At 71.1% G+C, this 25,526-nt stretch carries 23 protein-coding genes; 16 read left to right on the forward strand and 7 right to left on the reverse strand.

Going from position 1 to position 25,526, the window contains the following annotated elements:
• Positions 1-258: 258 nt before the first annotated feature.
• A complete protein-coding gene (locus DLJ58_RS25140) occupies positions 259-723 on the forward strand; it encodes a GNAT family N-acetyltransferase (RefSeq protein ID WP_124859884.1) in 465 nt (154 codons plus the stop codon).
• 97 nt (positions 724-820) lie between these two features.
• Here DLJ58_RS25140 and DLJ58_RS25145 read toward each other — a convergent pair whose 3' ends face one another.
• A complete protein-coding gene (locus DLJ58_RS25145; protein ID WP_124859886.1) occupies positions 821-1,762 on the reverse strand; it encodes a hypothetical protein in 942 nt (313 codons plus the stop codon).
• A gap of 294 nt (positions 1,763-2,056) precedes the next feature.
• Between DLJ58_RS25145 and DLJ58_RS25150 the strand changes: the two genes are divergently transcribed.
• Together DLJ58_RS25150 and DLJ58_RS25155 are read left to right on the forward strand one after the other, a co-directional pair.
• Positions 2,057-3,037, forward strand: coding sequence for an ATP-binding cassette domain-containing protein (locus DLJ58_RS25150; protein ID WP_124859888.1), 981 nt, complete (start codon positions 2,057-2,059; stop codon positions 3,035-3,037).
• Positions 3,034-3,861 (forward strand): ABC transporter permease, encoded by an 828-nt coding sequence (locus DLJ58_RS25155; RefSeq protein ID WP_124859890.1) that lies wholly within the window; start codon positions 3,034-3,036, stop codon positions 3,859-3,861. The genes DLJ58_RS25150 and DLJ58_RS25155 overlap by 4 nt, the downstream gene beginning before the upstream one ends.
• 1 nt (position 3,862) lies before the next feature.
• Here DLJ58_RS25155 and DLJ58_RS25160 read toward each other — a convergent pair whose 3' ends face one another.
• Complete coding sequence (locus tag DLJ58_RS25160) at positions 3,863-7,042, reverse strand: ATP-binding protein (RefSeq protein WP_124859892.1); 3,180 nt, start codon at positions 7,040-7,042, stop codon at positions 3,863-3,865.
• Positions 7,043-7,155: 113 nt separating this feature from the next.
• On the opposite strand from DLJ58_RS25160, the gene DLJ58_RS25165 reads away from it, so the two are divergent.
• The 6 genes from DLJ58_RS25165 to DLJ58_RS25190 all read left to right on the forward strand — a co-directional run bounded on the left by DLJ58_RS25165 (position 7,156) and on the right by DLJ58_RS25190 (position 14,153).
• Complete coding sequence (locus tag DLJ58_RS25165) at positions 7,156-7,989, forward strand: ABC transporter ATP-binding protein (RefSeq protein ID WP_124859894.1); 834 nt, start codon at positions 7,156-7,158, stop codon at positions 7,987-7,989.
• Positions 7,990-8,020: 31 nt separating this feature from the next.
• Positions 8,021-9,004, forward strand: a complete 984-nt coding sequence (locus DLJ58_RS25170) for an ABC transporter substrate-binding protein (RefSeq protein WP_124859896.1) — start codon at positions 8,021-8,023, stop codon at positions 9,002-9,004.
• A gap of 5 nt (positions 9,005-9,009) precedes the next feature.
• Positions 9,010-11,109, forward strand: a complete 2,100-nt coding sequence (locus DLJ58_RS25175) for an iron ABC transporter permease (RefSeq protein WP_124859922.1) — start codon at positions 9,010-9,012, stop codon at positions 11,107-11,109.
• A 27-nt stretch (positions 11,110-11,136) separates the two neighbouring features.
• On the forward strand, positions 11,137-12,036 hold the full coding sequence (locus tag DLJ58_RS25180) for a siderophore-interacting protein (RefSeq protein WP_124859898.1): 900 nt from the start codon (positions 11,137-11,139) through the stop codon (positions 12,034-12,036).
• 131 nt (positions 12,037-12,167) lie between these two features.
• A complete protein-coding gene (locus DLJ58_RS25185) occupies positions 12,168-13,628 on the forward strand; it encodes an SDR family oxidoreductase (protein WP_124859900.1) in 1,461 nt (486 codons plus the stop codon).
• 48 nt (positions 13,629-13,676) lie between these two features.
• Positions 13,677-14,153: a heme-degrading domain-containing protein gene (locus DLJ58_RS25190; protein ID WP_124859902.1), complete on the forward strand. Its 477-nt coding sequence runs from the start codon at positions 13,677-13,679 to the stop codon at positions 14,151-14,153.
• 43 nt (positions 14,154-14,196) lie between these two features.
• Here the strand turns inward: DLJ58_RS25190 and DLJ58_RS25195 are convergent, their stop codons facing one another.
• Positions 14,197-15,573 (reverse strand): FAD-dependent oxidoreductase, encoded by a 1,377-nt coding sequence (locus DLJ58_RS25195; RefSeq protein WP_124859904.1) that lies wholly within the window; start codon positions 15,571-15,573, stop codon positions 14,197-14,199.
• Between the two features lie 233 nt (positions 15,574-15,806).
• Here DLJ58_RS25195 and DLJ58_RS25200 point away from each other — a divergent pair, with 233 nt between their 5' ends.
• On the forward strand, positions 15,807-17,183 hold the full coding sequence (locus DLJ58_RS25200; RefSeq protein WP_124859906.1) for a serine hydrolase domain-containing protein: 1,377 nt from the start codon (positions 15,807-15,809) through the stop codon (positions 17,181-17,183).
• A gap of 86 nt (positions 17,184-17,269) precedes the next feature.
• Positions 17,270-18,598 carry an alpha/beta fold hydrolase gene (locus DLJ58_RS25205; protein ID WP_124859908.1) on the forward strand — a complete coding sequence of 443 codons (1,329 nt, stop codon included), beginning with the start codon at positions 17,270-17,272 and terminating at the stop codon, positions 18,596-18,598.
• A 63-nt stretch (positions 18,599-18,661) separates the two neighbouring features.
• On the opposite strand, the gene DLJ58_RS25210 is transcribed toward DLJ58_RS25205, so the two are convergent.
• Positions 18,662-19,882 carry an MFS transporter gene (locus DLJ58_RS25210; protein WP_124859910.1) on the reverse strand — a complete coding sequence of 407 codons (1,221 nt, stop codon included), beginning with the start codon at positions 19,880-19,882 and terminating at the stop codon, positions 18,662-18,664.
• 41 nt (positions 19,883-19,923) lie between these two features.
• On the opposite strand from DLJ58_RS25210, the gene DLJ58_RS25215 reads away from it, so the two are divergent.
• Positions 19,924-21,018 (forward strand): ROK family protein, encoded by a 1,095-nt coding sequence (locus tag DLJ58_RS25215; protein ID WP_124859912.1) that lies wholly within the window; start codon positions 19,924-19,926, stop codon positions 21,016-21,018.
• A 92-nt stretch (positions 21,019-21,110) separates the two neighbouring features.
• Here the strand turns inward: DLJ58_RS25215 and DLJ58_RS25220 are convergent, their stop codons facing one another.
• On the reverse strand, positions 21,111-21,509 hold the full coding sequence (locus DLJ58_RS25220; protein WP_124859914.1) for a MerR family transcriptional regulator: 399 nt from the start codon (positions 21,507-21,509) through the stop codon (positions 21,111-21,113).
• 111 nt (positions 21,510-21,620) lie between these two features.
• Here DLJ58_RS25220 and DLJ58_RS35205 point away from each other — a divergent pair, with 111 nt between their 5' ends.
• Both DLJ58_RS35205 and DLJ58_RS35210 read left to right on the forward strand, forming a co-directional pair.
• Positions 21,621-21,788: a hypothetical protein gene (locus DLJ58_RS35205; protein ID WP_386996439.1), complete on the forward strand. Its 168-nt coding sequence runs from the start codon at positions 21,621-21,623 to the stop codon at positions 21,786-21,788.
• The gene (locus DLJ58_RS35210) at positions 21,785-21,991 is read left to right on the forward strand and encodes a Rossmann-fold NAD(P)-binding domain-containing protein (RefSeq protein WP_386996436.1); all 207 of its coding nucleotides are present in this window, start codon (positions 21,785-21,787) and stop codon (positions 21,989-21,991) included. Before DLJ58_RS35205 ends, DLJ58_RS35210 begins: the two co-directional genes overlap by 4 nt.
• Position 21,992: 1 nt before the next feature.
• Here the strand turns inward: DLJ58_RS35210 and DLJ58_RS25230 are convergent, their stop codons facing one another.
• Both DLJ58_RS25230 and DLJ58_RS25235 read right to left on the reverse strand, forming a co-directional pair.
• On the reverse strand, positions 21,993-22,445 hold the full coding sequence (locus tag DLJ58_RS25230; protein WP_124859916.1) for an Rv0361 family membrane protein: 453 nt from the start codon (positions 22,443-22,445) through the stop codon (positions 21,993-21,995).
• 57 nt (positions 22,446-22,502) lie between these two features.
• Complete coding sequence (locus DLJ58_RS25235; RefSeq protein WP_124859918.1) at positions 22,503-23,777, reverse strand: L,D-transpeptidase; 1,275 nt, start codon at positions 23,775-23,777, stop codon at positions 22,503-22,505.
• A gap of 592 nt (positions 23,778-24,369) precedes the next feature.
• Between DLJ58_RS25235 and DLJ58_RS33890 the strand changes: the two genes are divergently transcribed.
• Positions 24,370-24,555 (forward strand): hypothetical protein, encoded by a 186-nt coding sequence (locus DLJ58_RS33890; protein WP_158629627.1) that lies wholly within the window; start codon positions 24,370-24,372, stop codon positions 24,553-24,555.
• Positions 24,552-25,346: a Crp/Fnr family transcriptional regulator gene (locus DLJ58_RS25240; protein ID WP_158629628.1), complete on the forward strand. Its 795-nt coding sequence runs from the start codon at positions 24,552-24,554 to the stop codon at positions 25,344-25,346. Before DLJ58_RS33890 ends, DLJ58_RS25240 begins: the two co-directional genes overlap by 4 nt.
• Positions 25,347-25,526: the final 180 nt, after the last annotated feature.

Genomic DNA, 25,526 nt, shown 5'->3' on the forward strand with positions numbered 1-25,526 from the left:
CGCCCGCGCCCCGCGCCCGCGCCCGCGCCCGCGCCCGCGCCCGCCGATCTTGCAGTTCCGGTTGTCGATACGCGTGGAATGACCCCTATGTCAGGACAGAAAGTGCAAGATCGCGGCACGAGGGCGGGTCGTCCTGGTGGATCATGAAGTTGTGGTGCCTGAGTTATTGCCATTCAGGGCTCTTGTTGACCACCACAACTCCATGATCGACGACGTGGGGCGGGGTTGACGCCCTGGTGTTGCTGTCAGACTGCCCGGGTGTTCGTCAGACTCGCCGAAGAGCAGGACTTCAACGGCTTCCTTGGCCTGGCGGCCCAGGTCGAGTGCTGGTTCGGCCCGATGGTCGAGGATCGTGGCTTCCATGACGCGGCGCGCAAGCACATTCGTCGGTCCACAGCGATCGTTGCTGTCTCCTCGGGGTCCGATCTCCTGGGTGGGTTGTTGTTCACGGCGAAGGCTCCGACCCACCACGTCCACTGCCTTGTCGTTACTGAGCAGTCACGGGGGAAGGGTGTTGGTCGTGCCCTGATGACAGCGGCGATGCGCAGGTTTGTGCCGGGTTCAGGCTCCGTCGAAGTGGTCACCTTTGGCGCCGATCACCCGGGCGCCTGTGTCAGCGGTGCGCGTGCCTTCTACGAACGCCTTGGTTTCACCCCTGCCGAGGTCGTCGATCCCGGTCCGGACGGCGGTTCCCGGCAGGTCTTCCGCCTGGCCGTCGCCTGATCCATCCGACGCTGGTCCAGACGACGAAGCGGTTCAGGAGGATCTGACCGGGCACGGCGGCGGGGAGGATGCGGGCGTCACCCTGCCGGGCCGCGGCTCAGCGCGGAGTGGTCTCCTGGTCGGCCAGGACAATCAGGTCGTCGGGGCGGGCCGACAGCGGCGCCGTCGCCCCGTCGAGCCACACGAGATAGCCCACCGGCGGACCGGACGAACCCCACCGGGCACCGATGATCGTGGCCGACCGCGCGTCGTGCGGCTGCGTGAGCAGGCGTACCCGGGTGCCCGGCGCGTGTCCGTCGTCGGCGACGATGAGCAGCGCGTCGAGGATCTGCCGGGCACCGGCGACGGGCAACCCCGGAACGTACGGCTCGCCCGCGTATCCCAGACGCGGCGTCATCATCGTGCTCAACAGCGCGGCCTGCCGGATCGCCTCCTGGCGGACCTGCCCGTCCACGATGCGTTCGGCCACGGTCAGCGCCTTCTGGATGCTCGACCAGAGGGCCAGTGGATCCTGGTCGAGCAGGCGGCGGGCCTCGCGGTCGATTTCGGCGCAGGCCGTGTCGAGCGCGGTGTCCTCGCCGAGTTCCGCGATCCAGGCGAGGTCCCCCACCTCGGGCAGCAACCCTGGCGACTCGACCACGATCACGATGTACAGCATCGCGAGCAGTTCCTCGCGGCCCTCGCCGTGATAGAGCGAGCCCACCCCGCTGCCGGTACGCCCCCGGCTGGGCGGGAACCGCTCGACGAGGTGCTGCGCGCGGCCGTGAGGCAGGGCAGCGGCCCGCCTGGTGTCCGACACCCGCTCCTCGAACGACCGCCGCTCACGGCGTTCGACGAGCAGCTGGCGATGCGGGTCGAACCCGATCGGATAGATCGTCCGCCCGTACCTGGAGAGGGTTTCGCCGGGCCGTAGGCCGACCGACTCGAGTTGCCGGGCCGCCACCGAGTAGGCAACGCCAGCCCGGGCGGCATGTTCTCGGATGGCGCGCTTGCGGGCGCGTCCCGGGGCCGGGATCCGCCGGGGAATGGGATCAGACATGACGCCTCCGGTGCAGCCCCACGCACTCCACCGAACGGGCGGCGTGACCGGCACGCCGAGAGTCGACAGATCGGCGCGGAGTCGGAGACTCTTGGCCCCAAGCATGTGGTCAGGCGTGGGCCACCACATCGGGCGCTGGCAGGCGCTCTGCCGTGGCCAGCATATCGTGACGCCGACCACCGGTGGGAGGTGCACACCCTGGCCGCCCTCCCTCTCGGCCCCGGTTTCAGGCCGTGTCAGCCCGTGTCGGTCGCGTGTCGGGGCGGTGTCAGCGGGCCCGCGCAGACTCGGCGCATGACAGCTGACCTGGTGATCGAGGCCGAGGGCCTCGTGAAGACGTTTGGGAAGACGAGGGCGCTTCAGGGCGTGGACCTCGCCGTACCCCGTGGGACGGTGCTCGGGGTGCTCGGGCCCAACGGCGCCGGCAAGACCACCGCCGTGCGCATCCTCTCCACCCTGCTCACCCCGGACGGCGGGACCGCCCGAATCAGCGGTTTCGACGTGGTACGGGACGCCGAACGAGTTCGGCAGAGTATCGGTCTCACCGGCCAGTACGCCTCGGTCGACGAGGACCTGACCGGGCGGCAGAACCTGGAGCTGTTCGGCACCCTGCTGGACCTGGGGCGCGCCGGCGCCCGGCGACGGGCCGCCGAACTGCTCGACTGGTTCGACCTGACCGATGCGGCGAACCGTCCGGCCAAGACCTACTCCGGCGGCATGCGGCGACGGCTGGACCTGGCCGCCAGCCTCGTCGGCTCCCCCGACGTGATCTTCCTGGACGAGCCGACGACCGGGCTCGACCCGGCCAAGCGCGAGGACATGTGGGACGTGGTCCGAACGCTTGTCAACAACGGCTCGACGGTGCTGCTCACCACCCAGTACCTGGAGGAGGCCGACGCGCTCGCCGACGCGATCACGGTGATCGACCACGGCCGGGTCATCGCGCACGACACCCCCGAAGGGCTCAAGCGGGTGGTCGGCGGGCAGACCCTGGAGGTCCGACCGTCCGATCCGGCCCAACTGCCCCGCACCGCGGAGATCCTGACCCAGGTCGGTTCCGGCGCGCAGGCCGACGAGATCCGCAAGGGCGTGCTCGCGGTGCCCGTCACCGACGACGCGGCCCTGACCGAGAGCGTCGCGCGGTTCGCCACGGCCGGCATCGCGGTCACCGAACTCTCCCTGCACCTGCCGAGCCTCGACGAGGTGTTCTTCACCCTCACCGGGCGTACGGCATCAGAAGACGACACCACCCGCCCCACGGAGGTCGCGGCATGAGCACTCTGACCGACACAGCGCCCACGAGAAGCGGCGTGTTGTCGAACTCCGCGCCGAACCCTCGGCCGTTCCGGCTGGTCCGGCACTCGTTGGCGCTCGCCAAGCGCAGCCTCATCAAGACCTGGCGTACGCCCGAGGCGCTCATCGACGTCACCCTGCAACCGGTGCTGTTCCTCATCATCTTCGTGTACGTCTTCGGCGGGGCAGTCGCCGGATCGACCCACGACTACCTGCAGTTCCTGCTGCCCGGGATCCTGGCGCAGACGATCGCGACCGGCGCCATCGCGATCGGCGTCAACCTCAACACCGACATCGCCAAGGGCATCTTCGACAGGTTCCGGTCGTTGCCGATCCCCCGCTCCGCACCACTTGTCGGCGCGGTCCTCGGCGATGTCGTCCGGTACGTCATCGTCACCGTGTCGACGCTCGCGATCGGCTACGTGATGGGTTTCCGGATCGACACCGACCCGTTCCGGGCGATCGCCGGGTGTCTGCTCGCGGTGCTGTTCGCGCTCTGCCTGAGCTGGCTGCCGGTGCTGGTGTCGATGAAGGTGCGGACCGCGGGTGCCGTGCAGGGTGTGATGTTCGCGTTGATCATGCCGCTGAGCTTCGCGTCCAACGTGTTCGTCGGCGCCGACACCCTGCCGGGCTGGATGCAGGCGTTCGTGGACGTCAACCCGATGACCCATCTGGTGGCGTCGGTACGCGGGCTGTTCCTCGGCACCCCACTGGGCAACCACGTGTGGTGGACGCTCGCCTGGTGCGCCGGCTTCGTTGCGGTGTTCATGCCGCTGGCGCTGCGGGCGTACCGCAAGAAGATCTGAGTCAGGCGAGCAGGTCGTCCATCAGCTCGCGGATCCGGCTGACGGCCGCGGCGGGTGGCCGCTCACGCCAGGCGGCCACCAACGGCTCACGCTGCTCCTCGTTCCCGAGGATGGCGTTGAGCCGTTCGCCGTTCTCGAAGGGGAAGAACATCTCGATCTGGGTGCCGATCCGCTTCGCGAGTACGGCCAGTTCGCGGGCGCTGTCGACGTCACCCCGGTACGCCGCGAACTCCGCGCCGCCCGACGCCCACGCCCCGATCACCGGCAGGTCCCGTGAGGTCAGCGCATCCTCACGGGCGAGCGACAGCATCGCGGCCGCCTGGATGGTGGCGTCGGTGCCCGACACCCGCCCCACCTGGGCCACCCGCAAATAGATGATCGCCGCCGTGGCCCGGAGCATCACGCGCGGCTGTGGCGGCGGCCCGACCCAGCCGGCGAGGACACGGGTCACCTCGTCGGCGTGGGCGAGCGCCTCGTCGTACCGCTCACGCTGCCAGGCGAGGTGCGCCAGGCCGAGCAGCGCCTGCGCGGCGTCGATCTGCTCGGCCTGGCCCAGCGCGGCCGTCTCGCCCAGTCGCTGCTCCGCCTCCGCGTCGCCGGTCAGGGCGAGCTGCACGTCCAGCCGTACCCGGATCGACCGTGCGTCCTGGGTGGCGCCGACCAGCTCCATGTGCCGCACGCTGCGGGTCAGCCACTCGGCCGACCGGGCATCCCCGCCCGGGACCAGGAACTGCCCGACCGCACCCGCCGCCATCGCCATGCCCCAGTGGTCGCCGGCGGCCTCGAAGCGGTGGTAAGCCTGCTCGGAGTCGCTGATCGACGCTTCCGGCAGGCCGCCGTTCTCCCGTACGGCCGCGCGTGCGAACAGCCCCAGCCCCTGCACGTACGGGTCCGGGTGCGCGACCATCTCGGTCGCGCTCTTCAGGCTCTGCTCCAGATCGGACGCGTCGAAGCCGGGCAGCGCCGACGCGAGAGCGGCCATCCGGGACGATACCTCGCCGGGACGTTCGGTCTGGAGCGTCCGCAGCGCCCGCCGGGCGAGCACGGCGGGCCGCAGATCGGCGCTGACGCCGGCGTTCACGCTGATCACCACGCACGTCCATGCCAGCCGGTCGGCGTTGGGCAGTGGCCGGCCGCTGGCCGCGCCGCGCAGGATCGCCGACCGCAGCCGCCGCTGCGGGTCGTCGATGTGCAGCAGCCCGCGCGCCCAGGCGAGGACCTCCAGGTGCAGGCCCCGCACCGACCAGAGGTGGAACAAAGCGGTGGCGACGTCGACGGCGGCGGGCTCGTCGTCCGCTCCCATCGCCCACCGCAGGCCCGCGACCAGGTTGTCCTGCTCGGCGGCGCAACGGTGCAGCGCCTCGACCTGGCCGGGGCCGATGAAGCGGCCGGCCAGGGCGACGGCCTGCTCCCGCGCCCACCTGACCAGGCCGGCCATGGCCTGGTCCCGGACACCGGCCGCGTCCAGCCGGGCCTCGCCGTACTCGCGGACCGTTTCGAGCATGCGGTAGCGCGGCGGACCGTCCCCCTCGACCAGGGTCAACAGGGACTGTTCGACGAGGGTCGCCAGGCCGCGACGCACGTCCGGGGCCTGCGCGACGGCGGCGGCGAGGTCCGCGGTGAACGGCGCGGGGATGACCGCGACCCGCTGGAGCAGGTCACGGTCGGCCTCGGCGAGCAGTTCCCTGCTCCAGTCGACGAGCGCCCACAGGCTCGCGTGCCGCTCGGGCAGGCCGCGCAGGGCGTCGTCGAGCAGCGCGAACCGGTCGGTCAGCCCGGCGAGCACGTCGTCGATCGGCATGTGCCGCAGTCGCGCGGCGGCAAGTTCGAGGGCCAACGGCAGGTTGTCGAGCCGGTGGCACAGGGCGAGCGCCCGCTCGGTGTCCCAGGTCGGTACGGCACCACCGGCCCGTGCCCGGGACTCGACCAGCGCGAGCGCGTCGGCGTCCGGCAACGCGGTCAGCCGGTGTACCAACTCGCCGACCAGGCCCAGTGGGGCGCGGCTCGTCGCGAGCACCGCGACCTCCGGCGAGGCCGCCGCGACCAGGTCCGCGACGACGACGGCCACCGCGTCGAGCACGTGCTCGCAGTTGTCCAGCACCACCAGCCCATCCAGGTCCGGCGCCACGGCGCGCAGCCGCTCCTCGGGGCTGAGGACCCGCCGCTCCAGACCCAGGTTGCCGCCGGTCGCCGTGGTGTCCGCACCGCCGAGCGCGGCGAGTACCGTGGGCAGCACCTCGTCGGGCGAGCGCAGACCAGCGAGTTCGATCACGCGGACCGCCCGCCCGCCCGCTGCCGTACGCCTGGCCACCTCGGCGGCGAGCCGGGTCTTGCCCGCCCCACCGGTCGCCACGATCGTCACGACGGGTGTCTCGGCGAGCGCGTCGGTGACGGCCTTGACGTCGCGCTCCCGTCCGACGAGGGCGGCCATGGGGCGGCGCCACGCGGCGGGCAGCGTGATCCGCGCCTGTTGCCGGGGCGGTGCCGCGACGGGCGGCGCGGTGAGTTCACCACGCAACAACGCCAGGTGGACGCTCGTGATCACCGGCGACGGGTCGGTGCCGTAGCGGTCGGCCAGGTCGGCGCGCAGTCGCTCGACCACCTCCAGCGCCTCCGCCTCCCGTCCCTGCGCGGCAAGCACGCGCACGAGCAGGGCGGCAGACGGCTCGTCCGGCGGTGTCCGCGCGACGAGTCGGCCCAGGTCGACCTCGTCGAACCGGCCCACGCCGGCGAGCGCCGCCTGCGCGCGCAGCGCGGCGACCTCCGCGAACAGGCGGGTGTCCTCGGCGCTGACCAACTCGGGCACCTCGGGGAACAGGGCCCGCGCCTGATCGGCCAGGCCGCGGGCGGCACGGACGTCACCGCACCGGAGCATGGTGCCCGCCTGGTCGACGAGGGCGCGCGCCTCGAGCGCATCGACGGTGATCTCCTCGGCGGGCAGCCGGTATCCGCCCGGCACCGCGACCACGGGCAGCCCGAGACGGCGCACCCGGGACACGAGCGCCTGGACGGCGCCGGTCGCGTCGTCGGGCGGCACGCCGTCCCAGACGGCGTCCACGAACAGGCTCACGGAGACCGCCCGCCCCCGCGCGTCGACGAGCGCGCGGAGCACCGCCGCGAGCCGTTCACCCCGAACGGGCTTGCCGTCGACGGCGAGTGGGCCGAGGGTCGCGATGTGCACGGACCCAGCATCCCCCACGCGCGCACGGACCCGACGACCACCGGTCCGCCAGGCCGGTCACGGACCCGCGACCGGCTTGACAGGCCGTCATTCGGTTAGGTTAGCCTAACCTCATGCAGAACGAGTTGGCGTCGGTCAACGGGGAGCGCAGCCTGTCCGGCGTCGACCTCCGTCTGGGCTATCACGGTGTGCCGGTGGTGCACGGTGCCGTGATCAACCTCCGCGCGGGTGCCGTCACCGCACTGGTGGGGCCCAACGGCAGCGGCAAGTCCACACTGTTGCGGGCCCTGGCCCGGCTGCACCCGATCGAGGCCGGAATCGTGCACCTCGCCGACGGCGTCACGGCCGCCAGCCTCGCGTCCCGGGAGTTCGCCCGGCGGGTCACCCTGCTCGCCCAGAGCCGGCCGGTGCCCAGCGGCGTCACCGTCCGCGACGTCGTCGGCTACGGCCGCCACCCCTACCGGGGGCGCTGGCGCACCGAGGACCCGGACGGTCCCGCCGCCATCGCACGCGCCATGGACGTCACCGGCGTCGCCACGATGGCCGACCGTCCCGTCGACGAACTCTCCGGAGGCGAGTTGCAGCGGGTCTGGTTGGCCACCTGCCTCGCCCAGGACACCCCGGTTCTGCTCCTCGACGAACCCACCACGTTTCTCGACCTGCGCTACCAGGTGGAGATCCTCGACCTGGTCCGTGACCTCGCGGACGATCACGGCGTCGCCGTCGGCGTCGTGCTGCACGACCTCAACCAGGCAGCCGCCGTGGCGGACGAGGTGGTCCTGTTGCAGCAGGGCCGGGTCCGCGCCACCGGCACCCCGGCAACGGTGTTCACCGAGAACGCCCTCACCGAGACCTACGGGATCCGCATCGAGGTGACCACCGATCCGCTCAGCGGACTGGTCACCACCCGCCCGGTCGGGCGGCACCAGATCCGCGCCCTGGTCTGAACACCCCCATCCACAGCAGAGAAAGACCGTCATGACCCGTACCCGTTTCACCGCCCTCATCGCCGTCGTGGCCGCGCTGACGCTCGGCGCCTGCGGCACCACCGAAAACGCCGCAGCCCCCGACACCTCCGCCTCGGCGGCCGGCGGCCCGGTCACCGTCACCGACAGCCGGGGCAAGGAGATCACCCTCAAGGCGCCGGCGACCAAGGTCGTCGGGCTTGAGTGGGGCGAGGTCGAGCTCCTGGTCAGCCTGGGCGTCATGCCCGTCGGTGTCGCCGACCCCAAGGGCTACGGCACCTGGGTCACCTCCGCGAAGCTCGACCCGGGCGTCAAGGACGTCGGGGTCCGCGGGGAGCCCAGCGTCGACGCGATCGTCGCCCTCCAACCCGACCTCGTCGTGATGGAGGACGACCGGGGCGCCAACATCGTCAGTCAGCTGGAGAAGTTCGTGCCCGTGGTGGTCGCCAAGGGCAGTGACGCCACCGACAACCTCGGCCGGATGCGCACCGACCTCAACATGATCGCGAAGGCGGTCGGCAAGACCACCGAGGCGGAGAAGCTGCTCGCCGACTTCGACACGGCCATCGCCGACGGCAAGAAGAAGATCGCCGACGCGGGTGCCGCCGGCCGGCCGTTCGCCATCGCCGACGGCTGGAAGGAGGGCAGCACCGTCAGCATCCGGATGTTCGGCAAGGGCGCGCTGGTCTCCCAGATCGGCATCCAACTCGGCCTCACCAACGCCTGGACCGGCAAGACCGATGAGGTGTGGGGCCTGGGCCAGACCGACGTCGAGGGCATGACGGTCCTCAAGGACCCGAACATGCACCTCTTCTACAACGCCTCCGACGGCGACGACGTGTTCGCCGACGGTCTCGCCGGCAACGCCATCTGGAAGTCGCTGCCCTTCGTGCAGAAGGGCAACCTGCACAAGATGCCCAACGGCATCTGGACCTTCGGCGGTCCGCTCTCCGGCAAGCAGTACATCGACGAACTCGTCAAGACGTACACGGTGTGAGCGTGCTGAACGCGCCCCCACGCCCGGGGCCGGCCACCCGGCCGGCTCCGGGCGGACGCCGGGCCGTGCCCCGCGTCGCCGTCGTCTTCGTCGCCGCGATCCTGCTGCTGCTCGTGGTCGGCGCGGTGCACCTCACCCAGGGCACCTCGAACGTCGGCGCCCTCGACCTGCTGCGGCTCGCGACCGGCGCGGACGACGAGGCGGCCCGCGTCCTGATCGCGTCCCGGCTGCCCCGGCTGCTCGCCGGGCTCGCCATCGGCGTGGCGCTCGGGTTCGCCGGGGCGGCGTTGCAGTCGATCGCCCGCAACCCGCTCGCGTCCCCCGACACCCTCGCGGTCAACGCGGGCGCCCACCTGGCGATCGTCGCCGTCGCCGCGTTCGGCGTCTCGCTGCCCGCGCTGCCCGCCGGCGGCCTCGCCTTCTGCGGCGGGCTGGCCGCCGCCGGCCTGGTGATGGCGATGTCCTCCGGTGGGCAGGCCGGCACCACCCGGCTGATCCTCGCCGGCTCGGCGACCGCACTGGCGCTCGGGTCGGTGACCACCCTGCTGCTGCTCCTGTTCGAGCAGGCCACCATCGGGCTGTTCGCCTGGGGGAACGGCTCCCTGGTGCAGAGCGACCTGACCGCGCTGACCCAACTCGCCCCGGTGATCGTCGGCGCCGCCATCGTGCTCGTGCTGCTCGGGCACCGCCTCGACATCCTCGCCCTCGGCGACGACACCGCCACAGTGCTCGGCCTCGACGTGCGGCGCACCCGGCTCACCGTCATGGTGCTGGCCGTGCTGCTCTCCGCCGCAGCCGTCACCCTCACCGGCCCGGTCGGCTTCGTCGGCCTGTGCGCACCGGTGATCGTCCGGCTGCTCGCCCCCGTGGTGCCGGGCGTGCACCGGCACCGCATCCTGCTGCCGTTGTCCGGCATCGCCGGGGTCGTCATCGTGCTCGGCTCCGACGTGCTGCTGCGGGCCGTGATGGGCGGGCAGGCCGGGGTCGACATCCCCACCGGCGTGGTCACCACCCTGTTCGGCGCGGCGATCCTCATCTGGCTGGCCCGCCGGCACCGCGACGCCGGCCCCACCCGTCGTCCGCCCGGAGGGCACGCGGCCGTCCGCTCCGCCGCCTTCCACCGCGGCGTCGTCGCCGTCACCGCCGTCCTGACCGTCTGCGCCGTGGCGGTCGGCATGCTCGCCGGTGACACCTGGGTGCTGCTCGGTGACGTCGTCAACTGGGTCAACGGCACGACCGGGCCCGCGTACACCTTTGTGCTGGACCAGCGGTGGCCGCGCGTCGCCGCGGCGGTCCTGGCCGGCGCGGCGCTCGCGGTCGCCGGCACCACAGTGCAGGCGGTCTGCCGCAATCCGCTGGCCGAACCCGGCATCCTCGGCATCACCGCCGGCGCCGGGCTCGGCGCCGTCTCCCTGCTCACCTTCGTGCCGCTGGCCGGGGTGTGGGCCGTCTCCGGTGTCGCCGGGCTCGGTGCGATGCTGGCGTTCGCCCTGGTCTACGGCCTGGCCTGGCGCGGCGGACTGAGCTCCGACCGACTGGTGCTGATCGGTTTCGGCGCCTGGCAGGGCGGCATGGCGGTCATCACCTACCTGGTCGTGGCCTTCGACCCGTGGAACACCGGGAAGGCGTTGACCTGGCTGTCCGGCTCCACCTACGGCCGCATGCCCACCCAGGTGCTGCCGGTGCTGATCGCCCTGCTGGTGCTCACCCCGGCCGTGGTCGCCGCCCGCCGGGAACTCGACCTGATGGCGCTGGACGACGACACCCCCCGGGTGCTGGGCGTCCGGCTGGAACGCACCCGGTTGATCGCGCTCGGCGCGGCGGCGCTGCTCACCTCCACCGCCGTCTCGGCCGTCGGGGTCATCGGTTTCGTCGGTCTGGTCGCCCCGCACGCCGCGCGGGCGCTCGTCGGCGGCCGGCACTCCCGGGTGCTCCCGGTGGCCGCCCTGCTCGGCGCGGCGCTGGTCAGCATCGCCGACACCTTCGGTCGGACGGTCATCGCGCCGGCCCAGATCCCCGCCGGCCTGGTCACCGCCATGATCGGCACCCCGTACTTCGTCTGGCTGCTGTGGCGCTCCCGCGCCGTGGCGAGCACCACCCGGTAGACGCCGGCCCGAGTCGAGAGAGGGACCATGACCGAGACCCTGCCCATCGCCCCGTGGCGCGTGTTCGCCGTCACCGTGAGCGCGGTACGCCGCCTGAGCCCGTCCTTCACCCGGGTGACCTTCACCGGGGCGAACCTGGACCGCTTCGCCGACAACGGTTACGACCAGCGGATCAAGCTGGCGCTGCCGCTGCCCGGTCAGGACCGGGCGACCCTGCCGGACGGCGCGGACTGGTACGCGACGTGGCGCGCCCTGCCCGAGCACCTGCGCAACCCGATACGCACCTACACGGTGCGGGCGGTCCGCCCGCACCTGGCCGAGGTCGACGTCGACCTGGTGCTGCACGGCGACAGTGGCCCGGCGACGCGCTGGGCTCGGCGGGCCGGCGTCGGCGACGAGATCGCCCTGGTCGGGCCGGATGCCGGCTTCGACGGCAACCACGGCGGGGTCGAGTTTCGACCGTCCGCCGGCGGCACGTTGTTGCTGGCCGGGGACGAGACCGCCGTGCCGGCGATCAGCAGCATCTGCGAGCGGCTCCCCCTCGACGCCCGGGGCACTGTCGTGCTGGAGGTGCCCGACGAAGCCGACGTGCTGCCGCTGCTCGCGCCGCCTGGCGTCGAGGTCCGCTGGCTGGCCCGGGGTGCCGGCGGGTGCGGCAGCCGGCTGGTGCCCGCCGTCGTCGCGGCGGCCGGGGAACTGCTGGCCCCCGGCGCGTCGACGGCCGCCCAACCCGTGCCGGACGTCGACGTGGACACCGAGATCCTGTGGGAGGTGCCCGAGCAGGTGACCTCGGCGCCGCTCTACGCGTGGCTGGCCGGGGAGGCCGGCGTCATCCGTCACCTGCGCCGGCACCTGGTCGCCGAGCGGGGCCTGGACCGGCGGGCGGTGGCCTTCATGGGCTACTGGCGTCTCGGCCACGCCGACTGACAGCGCCGCGAGGCGCACCACGCCGAGCGGGCGCGAGGTGCGTCGGAGGCCGTGAGGCGCGTACCGTTTCGGGTCGGACTTGGGGCGGGTCGGCTGGAGCCGGCACGGGATACGGGACGAGACAACGACGCATGACGGTGGACAACGTTACCGAAAACGGTCAAGAGGGTATTGACCGAAGCCGGCTGGAGGCCTGCCTCAGCGTCTTCAAGGCGTTGGAGGCGCTGCCCTCCGACCACCCTGACGTGGTGCAGGTGCAGCGGGCCACCGCCCGGCTCTACAAGGTGATCAAGCAGCGGCGGCGGGAGGAGCGGCGGGACGCCATCCTCGCCGCCGACCGTGCCGTGACGGAGGCCACCGCCACCGGCGCTCCGGGACGGATCGACGACGAGACACAGGGCATTCCGCTCGCGTCCTCCGTCGCGGGCGAGACCGCCGGCGTCCTGCACAACCCGCGCGGCTGCTACGTCTGCAAGCAGCGCTACCGCGAGGTGGACGCCTTCTACCACCAGCTCTGCCCGTCCTGCGCCGCGCTGAACCGGGAGCGCCGCGACGCCCGCACCGACCTGACCGGCCGGCGTGCGCTGCTCACCGGCGGCCGGGCCAAGATCGGCATGTACATCGCGCTGCGGCTGCTGCGCGACGGCGCGCACACGACGGTGACGACCCGGTTCCCGCACGACGCGGTCCGCCGCTTCGCCGCGATGCCCGACAGCGCGGACTGGCTGCACCGGCTGCGCATCGTCGGGATCGACCTGCGCGACCCCGCCCAGGTGATCGCGCTCGCCGACGACGTCAGCAGCCAGGGCCCCCTGGACATCCTGATCAACAACGCGGCGCAGACCGTCCGCCGGTCCCCCGGGGCGTACGCGCAGCTCATCGCCGCCGAGGCCGCGGCCCTGCCGGACGGCCCGCTGCCGGAGCTGATCACGTTCGCCAAGCCGGACGGGCAGGGCGGCCCGGTGGGCAGCCTGACCGCCGGGCCACAGTCGACGGCGCTCACCCCGCACGCGCTCACCGCGCTGGCACTGACCAGCGGCTCGGCCTCGCCGGAACGGATCGCGGCGTCCACGGCCATCGACGCCGGAGGTCTCGTGCCCGACCTCGACTCGGTCAACAGCTGGGTCCAGCGGGTCGAGGAGGTGGACCCGGTCGAGCTGCTCGAAGTGCAACTGTGCAACGTCACCGCGCCGTTCGTGCTGGTCAGCCGGTTGCGCCCGGTGATGGCCGCCGCGTCGGCCCGCCGCAAGTACGTGGTGAACGTGTCGGCGATGGAGGGCCAGTTCGGCCGCGGTTACAAGGGGCCGGGGCACCCGCACACCAACATGGCCAAGGCGGCGCTGAACATGCTGACCCGCACCAGCGCCGAGGAGATGTTGACCGACGGCATCCTGATGACCAGCGTCGACACCGGCTGGATCACCGACGAACGCCCTCACCCGACGAAGATGCGGCTGGCCGACGAGGGCTTCCACGCCCCACTGGACCTGGTCGACGGCGCTGCCCGGGTGTACGACCCGATCGTCCGCGGCGAGCAGGGCGAGGATCTGTACGGCTGTTTCCTGAAGGACTACGCGCCCTGCGCCTGGTGATCGCCCCGCACGACGCGGATGATCGCCCGCACCACGAAGGAGAAGAACATGTCAGCTGACCGTGAATCGTGGCCGACGCTGGACGAGCTGCTGCGCGAGGAGAACGAGCTGGAGCTCGCGGGTCTGTCCGAGACCGACGCGTACGAGCTGGGGATGCTCGCCGTCACCGCCGCGACCGAACAGCGGCTGCCGGTCTCGGTGGGCGTGTGGCGGGCCGGGCGGCAGCTGTTCCACTGTGGCCTGCCGGGGTCGACGGCGGACAACGACGCGTGGCTGCGTCGCAAGGGGCGGGTGGTGATGCGGTTCGAGCACTCCTCGCTCTACATGGCCCGGCTGTGTCAGGACAAGCAGGTGACGCTGGCGGAGAGGTACGGCCTGCCGGCCGCGCGGTACGCGGCGGCCGGGGGCGCGGTGCCGCTGCGCGTGCGCGGTACCGGTGTGGTGGGCTGGGTCGGTGTCTCCGGGCTGCCGCAGCTGGACGACCACCGTTTCGTGGTCGACATCCTCCGCAAGCTCCCCCGGTAGGGCGTTCCCGGCGGCCTCGCAGCGAGGCCGCCGGGTCATCCGCTCAGCGTGCGCGCCGGTTGGCGCGCAGGGCGCCCAGGAGCACGCCGGGGCGGGCCAGCGAGTGCGGGTGCTCGCGCATGGAGACGACGTCGTTGAACCGCCGCGCGGTCGCCACGTCCGTGACGGTCGCGGCGATGACCTGCCCACTGGCCCACCTGGAGAACCGGTAGCCGCGCGGGTAGGGCCCGTCGACGTGAGGCAACGCCAGGTCCGCCGAGGTGGAGAGCGACCAGGCGGCATCGACCACGACCTTCTGGAGCGCGAGGTAGTGGCGCGCGGGCGCCCGCAGGTCCGGGCCGGACCGAAGGTACGTCGACAGGCAGGCCGCGTGCAGGGCCGACGCCGTCATGCCCTGCCCGTAGACCGGGTTGAACGACGCGACGGCGTCACCGACGCTGATCAGGCCGGCCGGGAACCGCTTGAGCGCGTGGAAGTCCCGTCGTCGGCTGTCGGCATGGTGGTAGGTCTGGACGTCGCCGATCATCTCCTGGTCGGCGACCTCGCCGAACTCCGGTGGGAACTGCTCGCGCAGGCGGCGGACGAAGTCCGCCGCGGTACGCCCCGGACGGTCGTTGCCGTAACCGGCCATCATGGCCATCCACCGGCCGTCCTCGATGGCGAAGAACGCGGCACCGGCCACGTCCATCGCCATCCTCGGCGTGTTCAGGGCCAGTACGACCGTCGAGGCCGGGGTGACCTCCGGACGGCGGAACAGGGCGGTCGCGTAGTTGAGGTGCACTGTCATCCGCCGGGTGACCGGCCGGTCCCAGTCGGCCTGCTCCAGCCAGTCCGAGAGCCTGCTGGAACGCCCCATGGCGTCCACCACGAGGTCAGCGCGTTCGACACCGGGCACCCCACCGACCTCACAGCGGACCCCGGTGACCGCGGCGCCGTCGAACACGAGGCCGGTGGCGCGGGCGGTGATCGTCTTGACGTTGGGCAGTCTGAGCACCTGCTGGCGGATCAGGCCCTCCAGCAGCGGCCGACTGCCCGCCAGACTGTCGGCGTCGTCGGGGACGACGACCTTCAGACGCCCGTCGAGGTAGTTGCGCCGGGCCGCGGGCGGCGCCTCGACCGCTCCGCGTGCCAGTGCCTCGTCGCGGAATCCGGGAAACAGTCGCTCCAGCTGGAAGAGGCCGCCGGGCAGCAGCGCGTGCAGCTGAGTCCCCTGGGGTACGCCGGGCCGCGCGCCGGTCACCTGCGGGTCGTCCCGGTCGATGATGACGACGGTGTCGGCGTGGTCGGACAGCACCCGGGCGGCCAGCAGACCGGCGACACTGCCGCCGACCACGACGGCCGTGCCCATCGTGGGGGACGGCTGGTCAGGGGGTCGGGCCGCGTTCAGCTCGGCGAAGACCCGGGACGGGGAGAGGGACATCGTGCTCTCCAAGGGGGTAACGGGGTGTGCCCTCCCCGGTCGCTGTCCGCGGCCGTGCGCGGACAGACCGGTGGACGGTCATTCGACGTTTGCCAGCCGATCGTCGCACAACCACCGGAACGGCAACCGGCTGTGTCCGCCAGATGACGACCTGTTGACCGATGGGCCGGCCGGGTCCGACGTTCGGACGGGTCCGGTGGCGCGTTGCCAGGCCGGCTGTCACGATCTCCGGCATGCCCGTTGCGCGTCGTACTCTGCTCGGGGCCGGTCTGGCCGCCGCGACCTCCGCCCTCACCGGTTGCGGTGCCACCGGCGCGCCGAACCCCGGCGCGGCCGCCCCTGGCGACGCGACGACCGGGGCGGGCGCGGCCGGCAACCGAGCCGGATTTGGTCCGGCGGGAGATCTCGAGTCACCGCCCAGGGCACCGGACGCGCCGGTCGGCGGCAATCCGCCAATCCGTCAGGCCCGCTACGCGCAGGACGTGACCGCCCTGCTCCAGCGGCACCTGCCCGCGACCCCGCAGACCGTGCAACACAAGGGTTTCCCCGGCGCTGTCGCTCTCGTCCTGGTGGGCGGGAAGATGACTGTGCACACCGCGGTCGGTGAGGCGCTGCGTTACGAGGCGGGCCCGAAGCTGCTCGCGGTGAACCAGCGCGTCGCGATGCGCCGGGACTCCATCTTCGACCTCGCCTCGGTCACCAAGGTGTACACGGCCATCCTGCTGTTGCAGCAGGTGGACAAGGGACGTGTCGACCTCGCCGCTCCGGTGCGCGACTACCTGCCCGCCTTCACCGGCACGGGCAAGGAGCGAATCACCGTCGAGATGCTGCTCACCCACACCAGCGGCCTTCCCGTCGGCGCCAAGGTCACCGGCCTGCCCGACAACACGGCCCGCTGGAACGCCGTACTCGGCACGCCGCTGGTCTCCGGCGCCGTGCCGGGGAACACGTTCCGCTACTCCAGCGTCGGGCTCATGGTCGCCGGCAAGATCGTCGAGAAGGTCACCGGCCAGCGGCTCGACCAGGCGCTCAAGACCAACCTGACCGACCCGCTCGGCCTGCGCGACACCGGCTTCAACCCGAACAGCTGGCTGTCGGCCGCCGCGAAGGCCAGCCGGCTGGTCGCCACCGACGCCCGCTCGTCCCGAGGGCTGCTCCGTGGCGTCGTCCACGACGACGTCGCCAACCACCTCGGCGGCATCGCCGGCCACGCCGGCATCTTCGCCTCCGCGACCGATCTCGCGGCCATCGGCCAGCTGCTCCTCAACGAGGGCACCCACCAGGGCAAGCGGATCCTCGCCGCGGCGACGGTGCGCCGGATGCTCACCAACCACAACGCCGGCAAACCCGCCATCGACCCCGAGCGTCCCAACCGGACCTCGGCGCACGGCCTCGGCGTCGTCCTCGACCAGAGCTGGTTCATGGGGAAGCTCGCCTCGGCCCGGACCTTCGGCCACACCGGATTCGCCGGCCCCTCGCTGCTGGTCGCGCCCGACCGCAAACTCGTCCTGGCGCTGCTCACCAACCGCGCGCATCCCAACTGGAGCTGGTCGAACCCCGACCCGGTCCGCGCGGCCGTCGGCGACCTGCTCGCCACAAAGGTCAACTGACCGGAAGGTGTGGACCATCGCGCCCCACCCTGACACGATACTTGCGCTAGTAGTGCAAATACTTCGTCCGTCCAGGTGGAGGATCGATGCACACATCTCTCCGGAGCCTGCTCTCCGTGGTGGCCGGGGTCGCCCTCGCGGCCAGCCTGTCCGCCGTCGCCGTTCCACACGCCGCCGAAGCCGCCGCCACACCGACGTACCGTCCAGTGATCTTCGTACACGGCAGCGCGGGATCCGCAGCGCAGTTCGAGACCCAGGCCAAACGGCTGGCCAGCAACGGGTACCCGATCGACATCATCGAAGCCCACGAGTACGACTCCCCGAACATCGCGACGACCCTGCCCCAGGTGTACGCGGGACTCGACGCACGGATCGCCCGCCTGCTGACGGCCACCGGCGCGGACCGGGTCGACCTCGTCGCGCACTCGCTGGGCACCTTCGTCTCGCAGGGCTATCTCAACAGCTCGCCGGAGCGTGCCGCACGGGTCGCGCACTACGTCAACCTGGACGGGCGTCCCGCGACCTCCCCTCCGGGTGGGGTGCCCACGCTCGCGATCTGGGGCGAGGGTGACCCGGCCCGCGCCGTCGTCGGCGCGACAAACGTGCACCTGCCGGACCAGTCGCACACCCAGACCGTGTCGTCGGCGGAGTCGTTCACCGAGATCTTCGGGTTCCTCCGGGGCCGCGCGCCCCACACGACGCGGATCGTGCCGCAACTCTTCGGCGCCGCCCGGGTCTCCGGCCGCGCCGTGCTCTTTCCGAGCAACGTCGGTGTCACCGGTGCGACCCTCGAGGTCTACCCGGTCAGCCCACTGACCGGCGGCCGACTGTCGCACCGTCCCGCACATCGGCTGTCACTCGGCGGCGACGGCTCGTTCGGCCCTCTCCCGGTGCTCGCCACGGCCCGCTACGAGTTCGCCATCGTGCGCCCGGGCGCCGCGACGCACCACTTCTACTTCCAGCCGTTCCTCCGCTCGGATTCGTTCCTGCGCCTGGCGACCAGCGAGCCGGGCGAGGGCCTCAGCGGCCTGGTCGAGACCAGCGACCGGCACACGGCGCTCACGATCCAACGGCAGAAGGAGTGGTGGGGCGACCAGGGCGACGCCGGAGACCACCTCTGGATCAACGGCAGGGATGTCCTGAACGCGGCGAACACACCCCGCGTCAAGCGGACGATCGGCATCTTCGCCTTCGACGACGGCAGCGACGGCGTCACCGACCTGACGGCCCCGTTGCCGGAGTTCTTCAGCCAGACCTTCATCACCGGCATGGACGTCTTCATCCCGGCGACGCCGGCACACCTCGGCCTGGTACGGATCACCGTGGGCCAGCGCGGCGGCGGCTACGAGCTGATCAACGTGCCCAACTGGAGATCGAGCACCGACCGGGTGACGGTCAGCGTGGACGACTTCTGACGGGCTCTCGCGGACGGCCCGGCCACCTCAGGTCGAGACGGTGGCCGGGCCCGCTCGCACTCGTCAGACGGTCGCCGGGACCCGCTCGCGCACTCGTCGCCCGACGGCGAAGCTGACCAGCCCCAGGATCAACCCGACGACCGCCAGGACGACGCCCACCCGGGCCGGCGCGAGGTAGCCGAATCCGGCGGCGATGGCGACGCTGCCCAGCGCGGCGCCCAGGCTGTTCGCGATGTTCATGGCCGACTGGTTGACCGCCGCGCCCATCAGTTGTGCTCCCGGGGCGACGGTGATCAGGCGTGCCTGCAGGACCGGACCGAGATACAGGCTGGTCGCACCGACCAGGAACGCGCCCACGAACAGGCCGACGCGGGTCGACGCCACGAGGCTGAACACGGCGATGCTCACGATCATCGCCACGAAACCGATGGCCATGCTCCGTTGGAGGTCGCGGTCCGCCAGCCAGCCGCCCAGGGCGTTGCCGACGGTCATCCCGAGACCCACCGCGACCAACGTCCACGGCACCGTCGCGGCGGAGAGGCCGGTGACGTCGGTGGTGACCGGTGCGATGTAGGTGTTCACCGCGAAGAAGCCGGCGAAGCCGACCGCGCCGGTCGCGGCGACCAGCCAGACCTGCGAGGTCCGCAGTGCCCGCAACTCGGCGGCCGGCGAGCCGTCGACCGCCGCGGCGACCTCCGGAACGACCGCCAGCACCGCCAGCAGGGTGAGCAGGAAAAAGCCGGCGATGACCAGGTACGCGACCCGCCAGTCGACCGTCTGCCCGAGCCGCGTGATGAGGGGTACGCCGACCAGGTTGCTCACGGTCAGACCGCCGAGCACGGTGGCGAAACCACGGGCCTCGTTACCGGGGCCCATCAGGGTCGCCGCGAGCAGACCGGCCGCACCGAAGTACGCGCCGTGCGGCAGCGCCGCCACGAACCGGGCCACCAGCACCAGGTCGAAGGTGGGGGCGAGCGCGGACGCGACAGTGCCGACGGCGAACAGCACGAGCAGCCCGAGGACGAGCTTCTTGCGGGGCAGACGCGCGCTCAACGCGGCGATCAGCGGCGCGCCGACGACCACGCCGAGCGCGTACGCGGTGATCATCCAGCCCGCCCGTGCGACCGCGTCCGACGACGACCGGGCGTACTCGTGCGGGAGCAGACCGCGGGCGATGTCGGGCAGCAGCCCCATCGCCACGAACTCGGTCAGGCCGACCGCGACGCCGCCCAGTGCCAGGGCTGCCAGCGCCGCCAACCGTCGACCTCTACTCAACTCGATCACCGAAAAAATTTAGCAACAGCGTTGCGTAATAGGGTGGTGAGATGACTCGCGTCACTGCCGACGTCAGCTTCCTGCGCGACTACAACCAGGCACTGGTGATGGCGGTGGGGCGCACGGCTCGCACGTTCGAGCGCTCGACAGTGGTCGAGGCCACCGGCCTGACACCACAGGCGGTCTCCAAGGTCATCGCCCGGCTGACCGCCAACGGCCTGATCCGCCCCGCCGGCGTCCGGCGCCCGGGCATCGGCAAGCCCGCGGTCGTCTACGAACTCGTCCCGGACAGCCGGTACGCGATCGGCGCCCACGTGGCCCGACGCACGCTGCGGCTCGTCCTGGTCGACCTGGCCGGCGCCGTGCACCACTCGGCGGTCAGTCCGCTGCCCGGCGACTTCACCCCGGAGCATCTCCTCGACGCCCTGAGCGTCGGCATCGACTCGATGGCCGGCATCGGCGACCTGCGGAGCCGGCTCACCGGGCTGGGCATCGGCATGATCGGCCCACTCGACCACGCCAACGGCCTGGTCCGGGACGCCCACGGCCTGCGGCACTGGCACGACGTACCGCTGCGCGAGATCGCCGAGAAGCACCTCAATCTCCCCGTCCACCTGGACAAGGACGTCACCGCGGGGATCACGGCCGAGGCCTGGCGGCACGGTGCGACGTTCGGCGACGCGGCCCTCATCATGGTCGAGTCCGGCATCGGGGGCGGCTTCTGGCTGAGCGGCGCGGCCCACCGGGGGGCCCACACCAACGCGGGCGAGTTCGGCCACACGGTCGTCGACCTGACCGGGCCCCTCTGCGTCTGTGGCCGGCACGGGTGCCTGGAGATCGTGCACCACCGGGCCGCCGAGGCCGGAGACATCGCACACGCCGCCCGCGTGCTGGCCGTCGGCGTCGTCAACCTGCTCCAGACCCTCGACCTCGCCCACGTGCTGCTGGCGGGCGCGGACCTTCTCCGGCACCCGCAGACCTATCTCGCGGCGGTCACCGAGGCCGTCGGGGCGGACGCCCGGCGCGCGGACTGGCTCAGCACCAGGGTTGCCCTGTCCAGCCTCGGCGCGGACGTGATCGCCGCGGGTGCCGCCATGCAGGTCCTCGACCAGCACTACGGCATCCCGGAGCTGGCCCCGATCTGATCGGCGACCGCCCGGGGGCAGGTGTCATTCCTTGATCGTTGGCAGCTGAGCAACTCGACACGCCGAGCGACGCCCCGCTGAGCTGTCATCGATCACCACACCGTGGTCCGCTGCCGCACCGCGTTGGTGTCCGTTCGGGTGCAACCGCTGGCCGGGCTCTCGCTGAGCGCGATGACCTCGTCGAGCCGCTTGCGGGCCTGCCGGAGTTGAGTGATCTGCCGATCGATGCGGTCGCGTTCGGCGCGGAGCATGGCCCGCGACTGCGGTGTGTTGACCTTGGCGTCGACGCAGGGCAGCAGGTCCAGGATGGTTCGGCTGGACAGGCCGGCGGCGTACAGCATCTGGATCAGATACACCCGGTCGACCGCGTCGTCGAGGTAGTGGCGCTGGCCGCCACTGCTCCGTGCGGCAGAAAGGAGGCCCTGCTCCTCGTAGTAGCGCAGGGCTCGTACCGACACCCCGGTCTTCGTGGCGAGTTCCCCGATCCGCATCGACCCCTCCCCCGGCCGGTGACGCCAGCCACACAGCCTTGTCCCTCACATGAACGTCAGGTTTTACCGTAGCTCGCATACCGCTCGACCTGAACCTGCCAGGAGGCAGTCATGCGGATTTCCGGTTCTATCGCTCTGGTCACCGGCGCCAACCGTGGCGTCGGCCGCCACTTCGCAGGACAGTTGTTGGAACGCGGAGCGGCCAAGGTGTACGCCACGGCCCGCAACCCGGAGCAGATCGACATCGCCTGGAACTCGCCGGCCAAGGGACCCTCGTGACGGGCCTGCACCTGGGCAGCGCCGTCACCGACATGTCGGCCGGCTACCACGGCGACAAGATCGACCCCGCCGACGTCGTACGCGCGGCTCTGGGCGGTGTCGAGGCCGGCAGGATCGAGGTCCTCGCCGACGAGTGGAGCGCGTACGTCAAGGCGTCCCTGGCCAACGATCCGAGCGACTTCTATTCCGCGACGGCGCGGTGACTCACTGGCAGACGCGCCACTCGTCGTCCTCCTTGACCAGCGCCAGTCCCTGGGTGAGCCTCGCACCGGTGGCCTCCTGGACCGCCTCGACGGTGGCGGTCGCGGTCAGCCGCCCGTTGAAGTTGTTGACGTTCACGTTGGTGATCTCGTAACTGCTGATCTTCAACTGGGCGGCCTGGACCCGGGCGAACTCCTCCTGCGTCATACCGTCGCGCACCCGGTCGCACAGCCGCCCGTACGCGCCCGGGTAGTTGCCGGCCTGCACGTCGTCGACGAAGGCCGTCGCGGCCGCCCCGGCCGGCTCGACGGAGTTCTTGATCGAACGGTAGAGCCAGAGGCCGACGCAGGTGCCGATGACGCAGCACAGCGCCAGTAGGGCGCCGACGACGATCAGGACCGTACGAAGCGTCCGGTTGGGCCTCGGATCGGGAACCATCATCGGCTCGTACGTCATGGCCCGGAGGGTAGGGCCGCCGGGCAAGCGGCGAGAGCCCGCCGGGCGCCCGGTGGTTCACCCTCCGGAGGTGGACGGCCCCGGCGTCGGCACGCCACCGGCGACCGCACGCGCGGGCGGCGCCGGGGCCGGGGCCGGGGCCAGTCGCAGATCCGCGGGTACGGGCAGTGCGCTGCCCTTGACGAACTGGCCCCAACTGGTGTTCCAGGCCGTCCAGCCGTTGCCCGGCTGGAGCCGGACCTCGGTGCCGGTGAAGGTGACCAGGTCACCGACCTGGGTGACGTTCATCAACCAGTCGGCGTTGGCCGCCGAGATGTTCGTGCAGCCGTGCGAGACGTTGCGGCGTCCCTGATCCGACACCGACCAGGGTGCCCCGTGGATGAACTCGCCGCCCCAGGTGAGCCGTTGCGCGTCCTTGACGTTCACCACGTAGCCGCCGTTCGGCTCGCCGCGCGTGTCGAACGTGGTGTTCTGGTGCTTCTCCATGATCACCATCTTGCCGCTGGACGTGGGGGTGCTGCGCTTGCCCAGGCTGACCGGGATCCTGCGGATCAGCTTGCCGTCGCGCAGCACGCGCATCTGCTTGGTGGCGTTGTCGACTTCGAGCGCCACCTGCCGTCCGATCCGGGACGTCGCGGTGCGGTCGGCGTCACCGATGTGGTTCTTGCCGATCGGCAGACCCGCCAGGCCGGCCCGGACACTGATGGTCGTGCCCGGCCGCCAGAAGTCGGGGGCCCGGTAGTAGACCTGGCTGCCGTCGTCCACCCAGGACCAGGCACCCGGCTGCGGTGGGTTCGTGGTGACGAACAACCGACGCTGCACGTCGGCGCGGGCCGCCCTGGCGATGGGCGGATCGAAGCCGACGGTCACCGGCATCGCGGTGCCGTACGTCTGCTTGTCGGCGAAGTACAGGGTGCTGCTCACCTGCGGCTTCGTCGACGCCGCGGCGGTGGTGAAGGTGGTGGTGCGGGTGGTGGTCCGTCCGGAGTCGCCGGTGGCGGTCACCGCCGCGGTGTAGGTGTGCTGCGGGCGCAACGGAGTGGTCGGCACCCAGGCCGTTCCGTCCTCGCGTGGCTCCGCCCTGACCAGGGTGCCGGTGTCGTCGACGAGGCGCACGGCGGTGATCTTTCCGCCCGTGACGAGCGGAACCACCTCGGCGCTGAGCGGCACGTCCCGGGAGAGATCGGCGGGCGTGAGGGTCAGTTCGGGCGATGGCACCACCTGCTCGGCGGGACGCACGGCGGCCCTTCGCTCGGTGGTGCACCCACCGAGGACCAGCGGTGTCGCCGCGACGGTCACCGCCACGAGCACCATTCGCCTGCGTAAGCCCATCGACCGTCCCCCGACTCCGGCGTCCTCCGTGGCGGCAATTCTCTCCGTGTCGACAGCGCCCGGCGCCGTTTCCGGAAATCACGCAACGAAGGTGGTGCTGCCGGCTGGCGCGCGTCGCCAACCGGACGGCGGCACACCACGTCGATGGGTCTTCCAGGCCACCGTCGCCTTCCGCCGTTAGGCCAGTGGGGTGGTCGCCACTTATGACGAAGGCAGGGCCAGTGGGCTACCACCCCCACCGGCCCTGCCACAGCTTGCGCCCGGACTCGGCGAGAGACAGGGACGTCAGCTAGGTGAAGAGTATGCAGCCACCTACCTTCCAGGCTCTGCGTCATCTGACACACAAGCGGACTCCTAACGGAATCGAAACTCCCACCGCAGACACTCGAACCCTCGTAATAATTGTTTCATTTGTTCTCCGAATGATCGATCCAGATCGAGCTCTGGGTCTACCGCTTCGCGCCTGGAGCGCCTATGCTCCCCGGAACCAGGTTTCGTCCCTTGTGGCAGTTCGGCTCCCTACCAGGGCCTTCGCGGTCTCCACACAGGATGCGTCCCGGACTCGGCGATGTGAGACGTTCAAGGAGACGTCATGAAGACAGATCCAAGCTTGATCTTGGGTGGGGTTGTTGTTGCGATTGCCTTTATGGTGCTCGTGGGCTACGTCGTGTCGCAGCTCAGCGGCCGGAGCAGCAGGATCATCGTTGCCGTACTTCTAGCCTTGGGCGCGCTCTTTGCGACCCTCCCGCCGGTTCTGACCGCCTTGGCGGGCCAGTGACCATCGACCGGCGCAGCACCTCGGCGCCCACGCTCGCCACCGAGGCAGGCAGCGGCTTCGACCTGCCCGGGATCGGCCCACCGACGGCATTCCTCAGCCGTCTGTCACGCGAGCAAGTGCGCAGTATCGACCAACTGCTGACAAGCCGAAGGAGGTACCGTCCGGGGGATCGTGTGTTTTTTCAGGGCGAGGCTTGCGGGTCTGCGCTTCTTGTGCGTAACGGACGGCTGCGGCTGACGCTGTCAGCAACCAACGGATATGAGATGCTTGTTGACCTTTGCGGGCCAGGAGACATCGCTGGCTACGGCGAGATGTTCCTCGACAGTGAGCGCCAGGTGACCGCCACAGCTGATGGCGACACGGTCCTTCAATTGCTACCTTACGCCGATCTCCGACGACTCATCGACCAACAGCCTGCCATTGGGCGAGAACTTCATCGCCACACGCTCATTCGTCTTGATGCCAGCCGCACCGTCGGCCTTGCCAACGGGGCATACTCGGCGGACGCTCGAGTTGCCCAAACGCTTATAGACATCGACCGTAGATTCGGATTCCTACAACCAGATCGCACCAGCCGATTAGACGGCATCAACCAGAAAGACATCGCTGGCATCACCGCCGCGTCGCGGGAGACCGTCGCCCGCGTCCTTCGACGGCTTCGAAAACTGCACGTAGTCAAGACCGGGCGAAATTCCGTGATCATCCTCAATCATGCCCTCCTGACCTCGATCGCAAGTGACTCCGATTCAACGGCCACGAACAAATGGGGTCATCGACAGCCTCGAGAGTAGCTGGCACGGTTCGGCGGAACGACGGCTGACACGATTGGCGCAGCATCAGAGCAACCGGTCTTGGCTACGTGCAGTTTTCGAAGCCGTCGAAGGACGCGGGCGACGGTCTCCCGCGACGCGGCGGGGATGCCAGCGATGTCTTTCTGGTTGATGCCGTCTAATCGGCTGGTGCGATCTGGT

The sequence above is a fragment of the Micromonospora arida genome (assembly GCF_003857035.1).
GTDB lineage: Bacteria > Actinomycetota > Actinomycetes > Mycobacteriales > Micromonosporaceae > Micromonospora > Micromonospora arida.

What these genes read in the sequence shown, in the direction of transcription:
- DLJ58_RS25195 (WP_124859904.1), bottom strand. Translation starts at nt 15,573, where the DNA reads ATGTCCCTCTCCCCGTCCCGGGTCTTCGCCGAGCTGAACGCGGCCCGA.
- DLJ58_RS25205 (WP_124859908.1), top strand. Translation starts at nt 17,270, where the DNA reads ATGCACACATCTCTCCGGAGCCTGCTCTCCGTGGTGGCCGGGGTCGCC.
- DLJ58_RS25180 (WP_124859898.1), top strand. Translation starts at nt 11,137, where the DNA reads ATGACCGAGACCCTGCCCATCGCCCCGTGGCGCGTGTTCGCCGTCACC.
- DLJ58_RS25145 (WP_124859886.1), bottom strand. Translation starts at nt 1,762, where the DNA reads ATGTCTGATCCCATTCCCCGGCGGATCCCGGCCCCGGGACGCGCCCGC.
- DLJ58_RS33890 (WP_158629627.1), top strand. Translation starts at nt 24,370, where the DNA reads ATGAAGACAGATCCAAGCTTGATCTTGGGTGGGGTTGTTGTTGCGATT.
- DLJ58_RS25220 (WP_124859914.1), bottom strand. Translation starts at nt 21,509, where the DNA reads ATGCGGATCGGGGAACTCGCCACGAAGACCGGGGTGTCGGTACGAGCC.
- DLJ58_RS25235 (WP_124859918.1), bottom strand. Translation starts at nt 23,777, where the DNA reads ATGGGCTTACGCAGGCGAATGGTGCTCGTGGCGGTGACCGTCGCGGCG.
- DLJ58_RS25215 (WP_124859912.1), top strand. Translation starts at nt 19,924, where the DNA reads ATGACTCGCGTCACTGCCGACGTCAGCTTCCTGCGCGACTACAACCAG.
- DLJ58_RS25170 (WP_124859896.1), top strand. Translation starts at nt 8,021, where the DNA reads ATGACCCGTACCCGTTTCACCGCCCTCATCGCCGTCGTGGCCGCGCTG.
- DLJ58_RS25155 (WP_124859890.1), top strand. Translation starts at nt 3,034, where the DNA reads ATGAGCACTCTGACCGACACAGCGCCCACGAGAAGCGGCGTGTTGTCG.
- DLJ58_RS25230 (WP_124859916.1), bottom strand. Translation starts at nt 22,445, where the DNA reads ATGACGTACGAGCCGATGATGGTTCCCGATCCGAGGCCCAACCGGACG.
- DLJ58_RS35205 (WP_386996439.1), top strand. Translation starts at nt 21,621, where the DNA reads ATGCGGATTTCCGGTTCTATCGCTCTGGTCACCGGCGCCAACCGTGGC.
- DLJ58_RS25150 (WP_124859888.1), top strand. Translation starts at nt 2,057, where the DNA reads ATGACAGCTGACCTGGTGATCGAGGCCGAGGGCCTCGTGAAGACGTTT.
- DLJ58_RS25200 (WP_124859906.1), top strand. Translation starts at nt 15,807, where the DNA reads ATGCCCGTTGCGCGTCGTACTCTGCTCGGGGCCGGTCTGGCCGCCGCG.
- DLJ58_RS25190 (WP_124859902.1), top strand. Translation starts at nt 13,677, where the DNA reads ATGTCAGCTGACCGTGAATCGTGGCCGACGCTGGACGAGCTGCTGCGC.
- DLJ58_RS25185 (WP_124859900.1), top strand. Translation starts at nt 12,168, where the DNA reads ATGACGGTGGACAACGTTACCGAAAACGGTCAAGAGGGTATTGACCGA.
- DLJ58_RS25165 (WP_124859894.1), top strand. Translation starts at nt 7,156, where the DNA reads ATGCAGAACGAGTTGGCGTCGGTCAACGGGGAGCGCAGCCTGTCCGGC.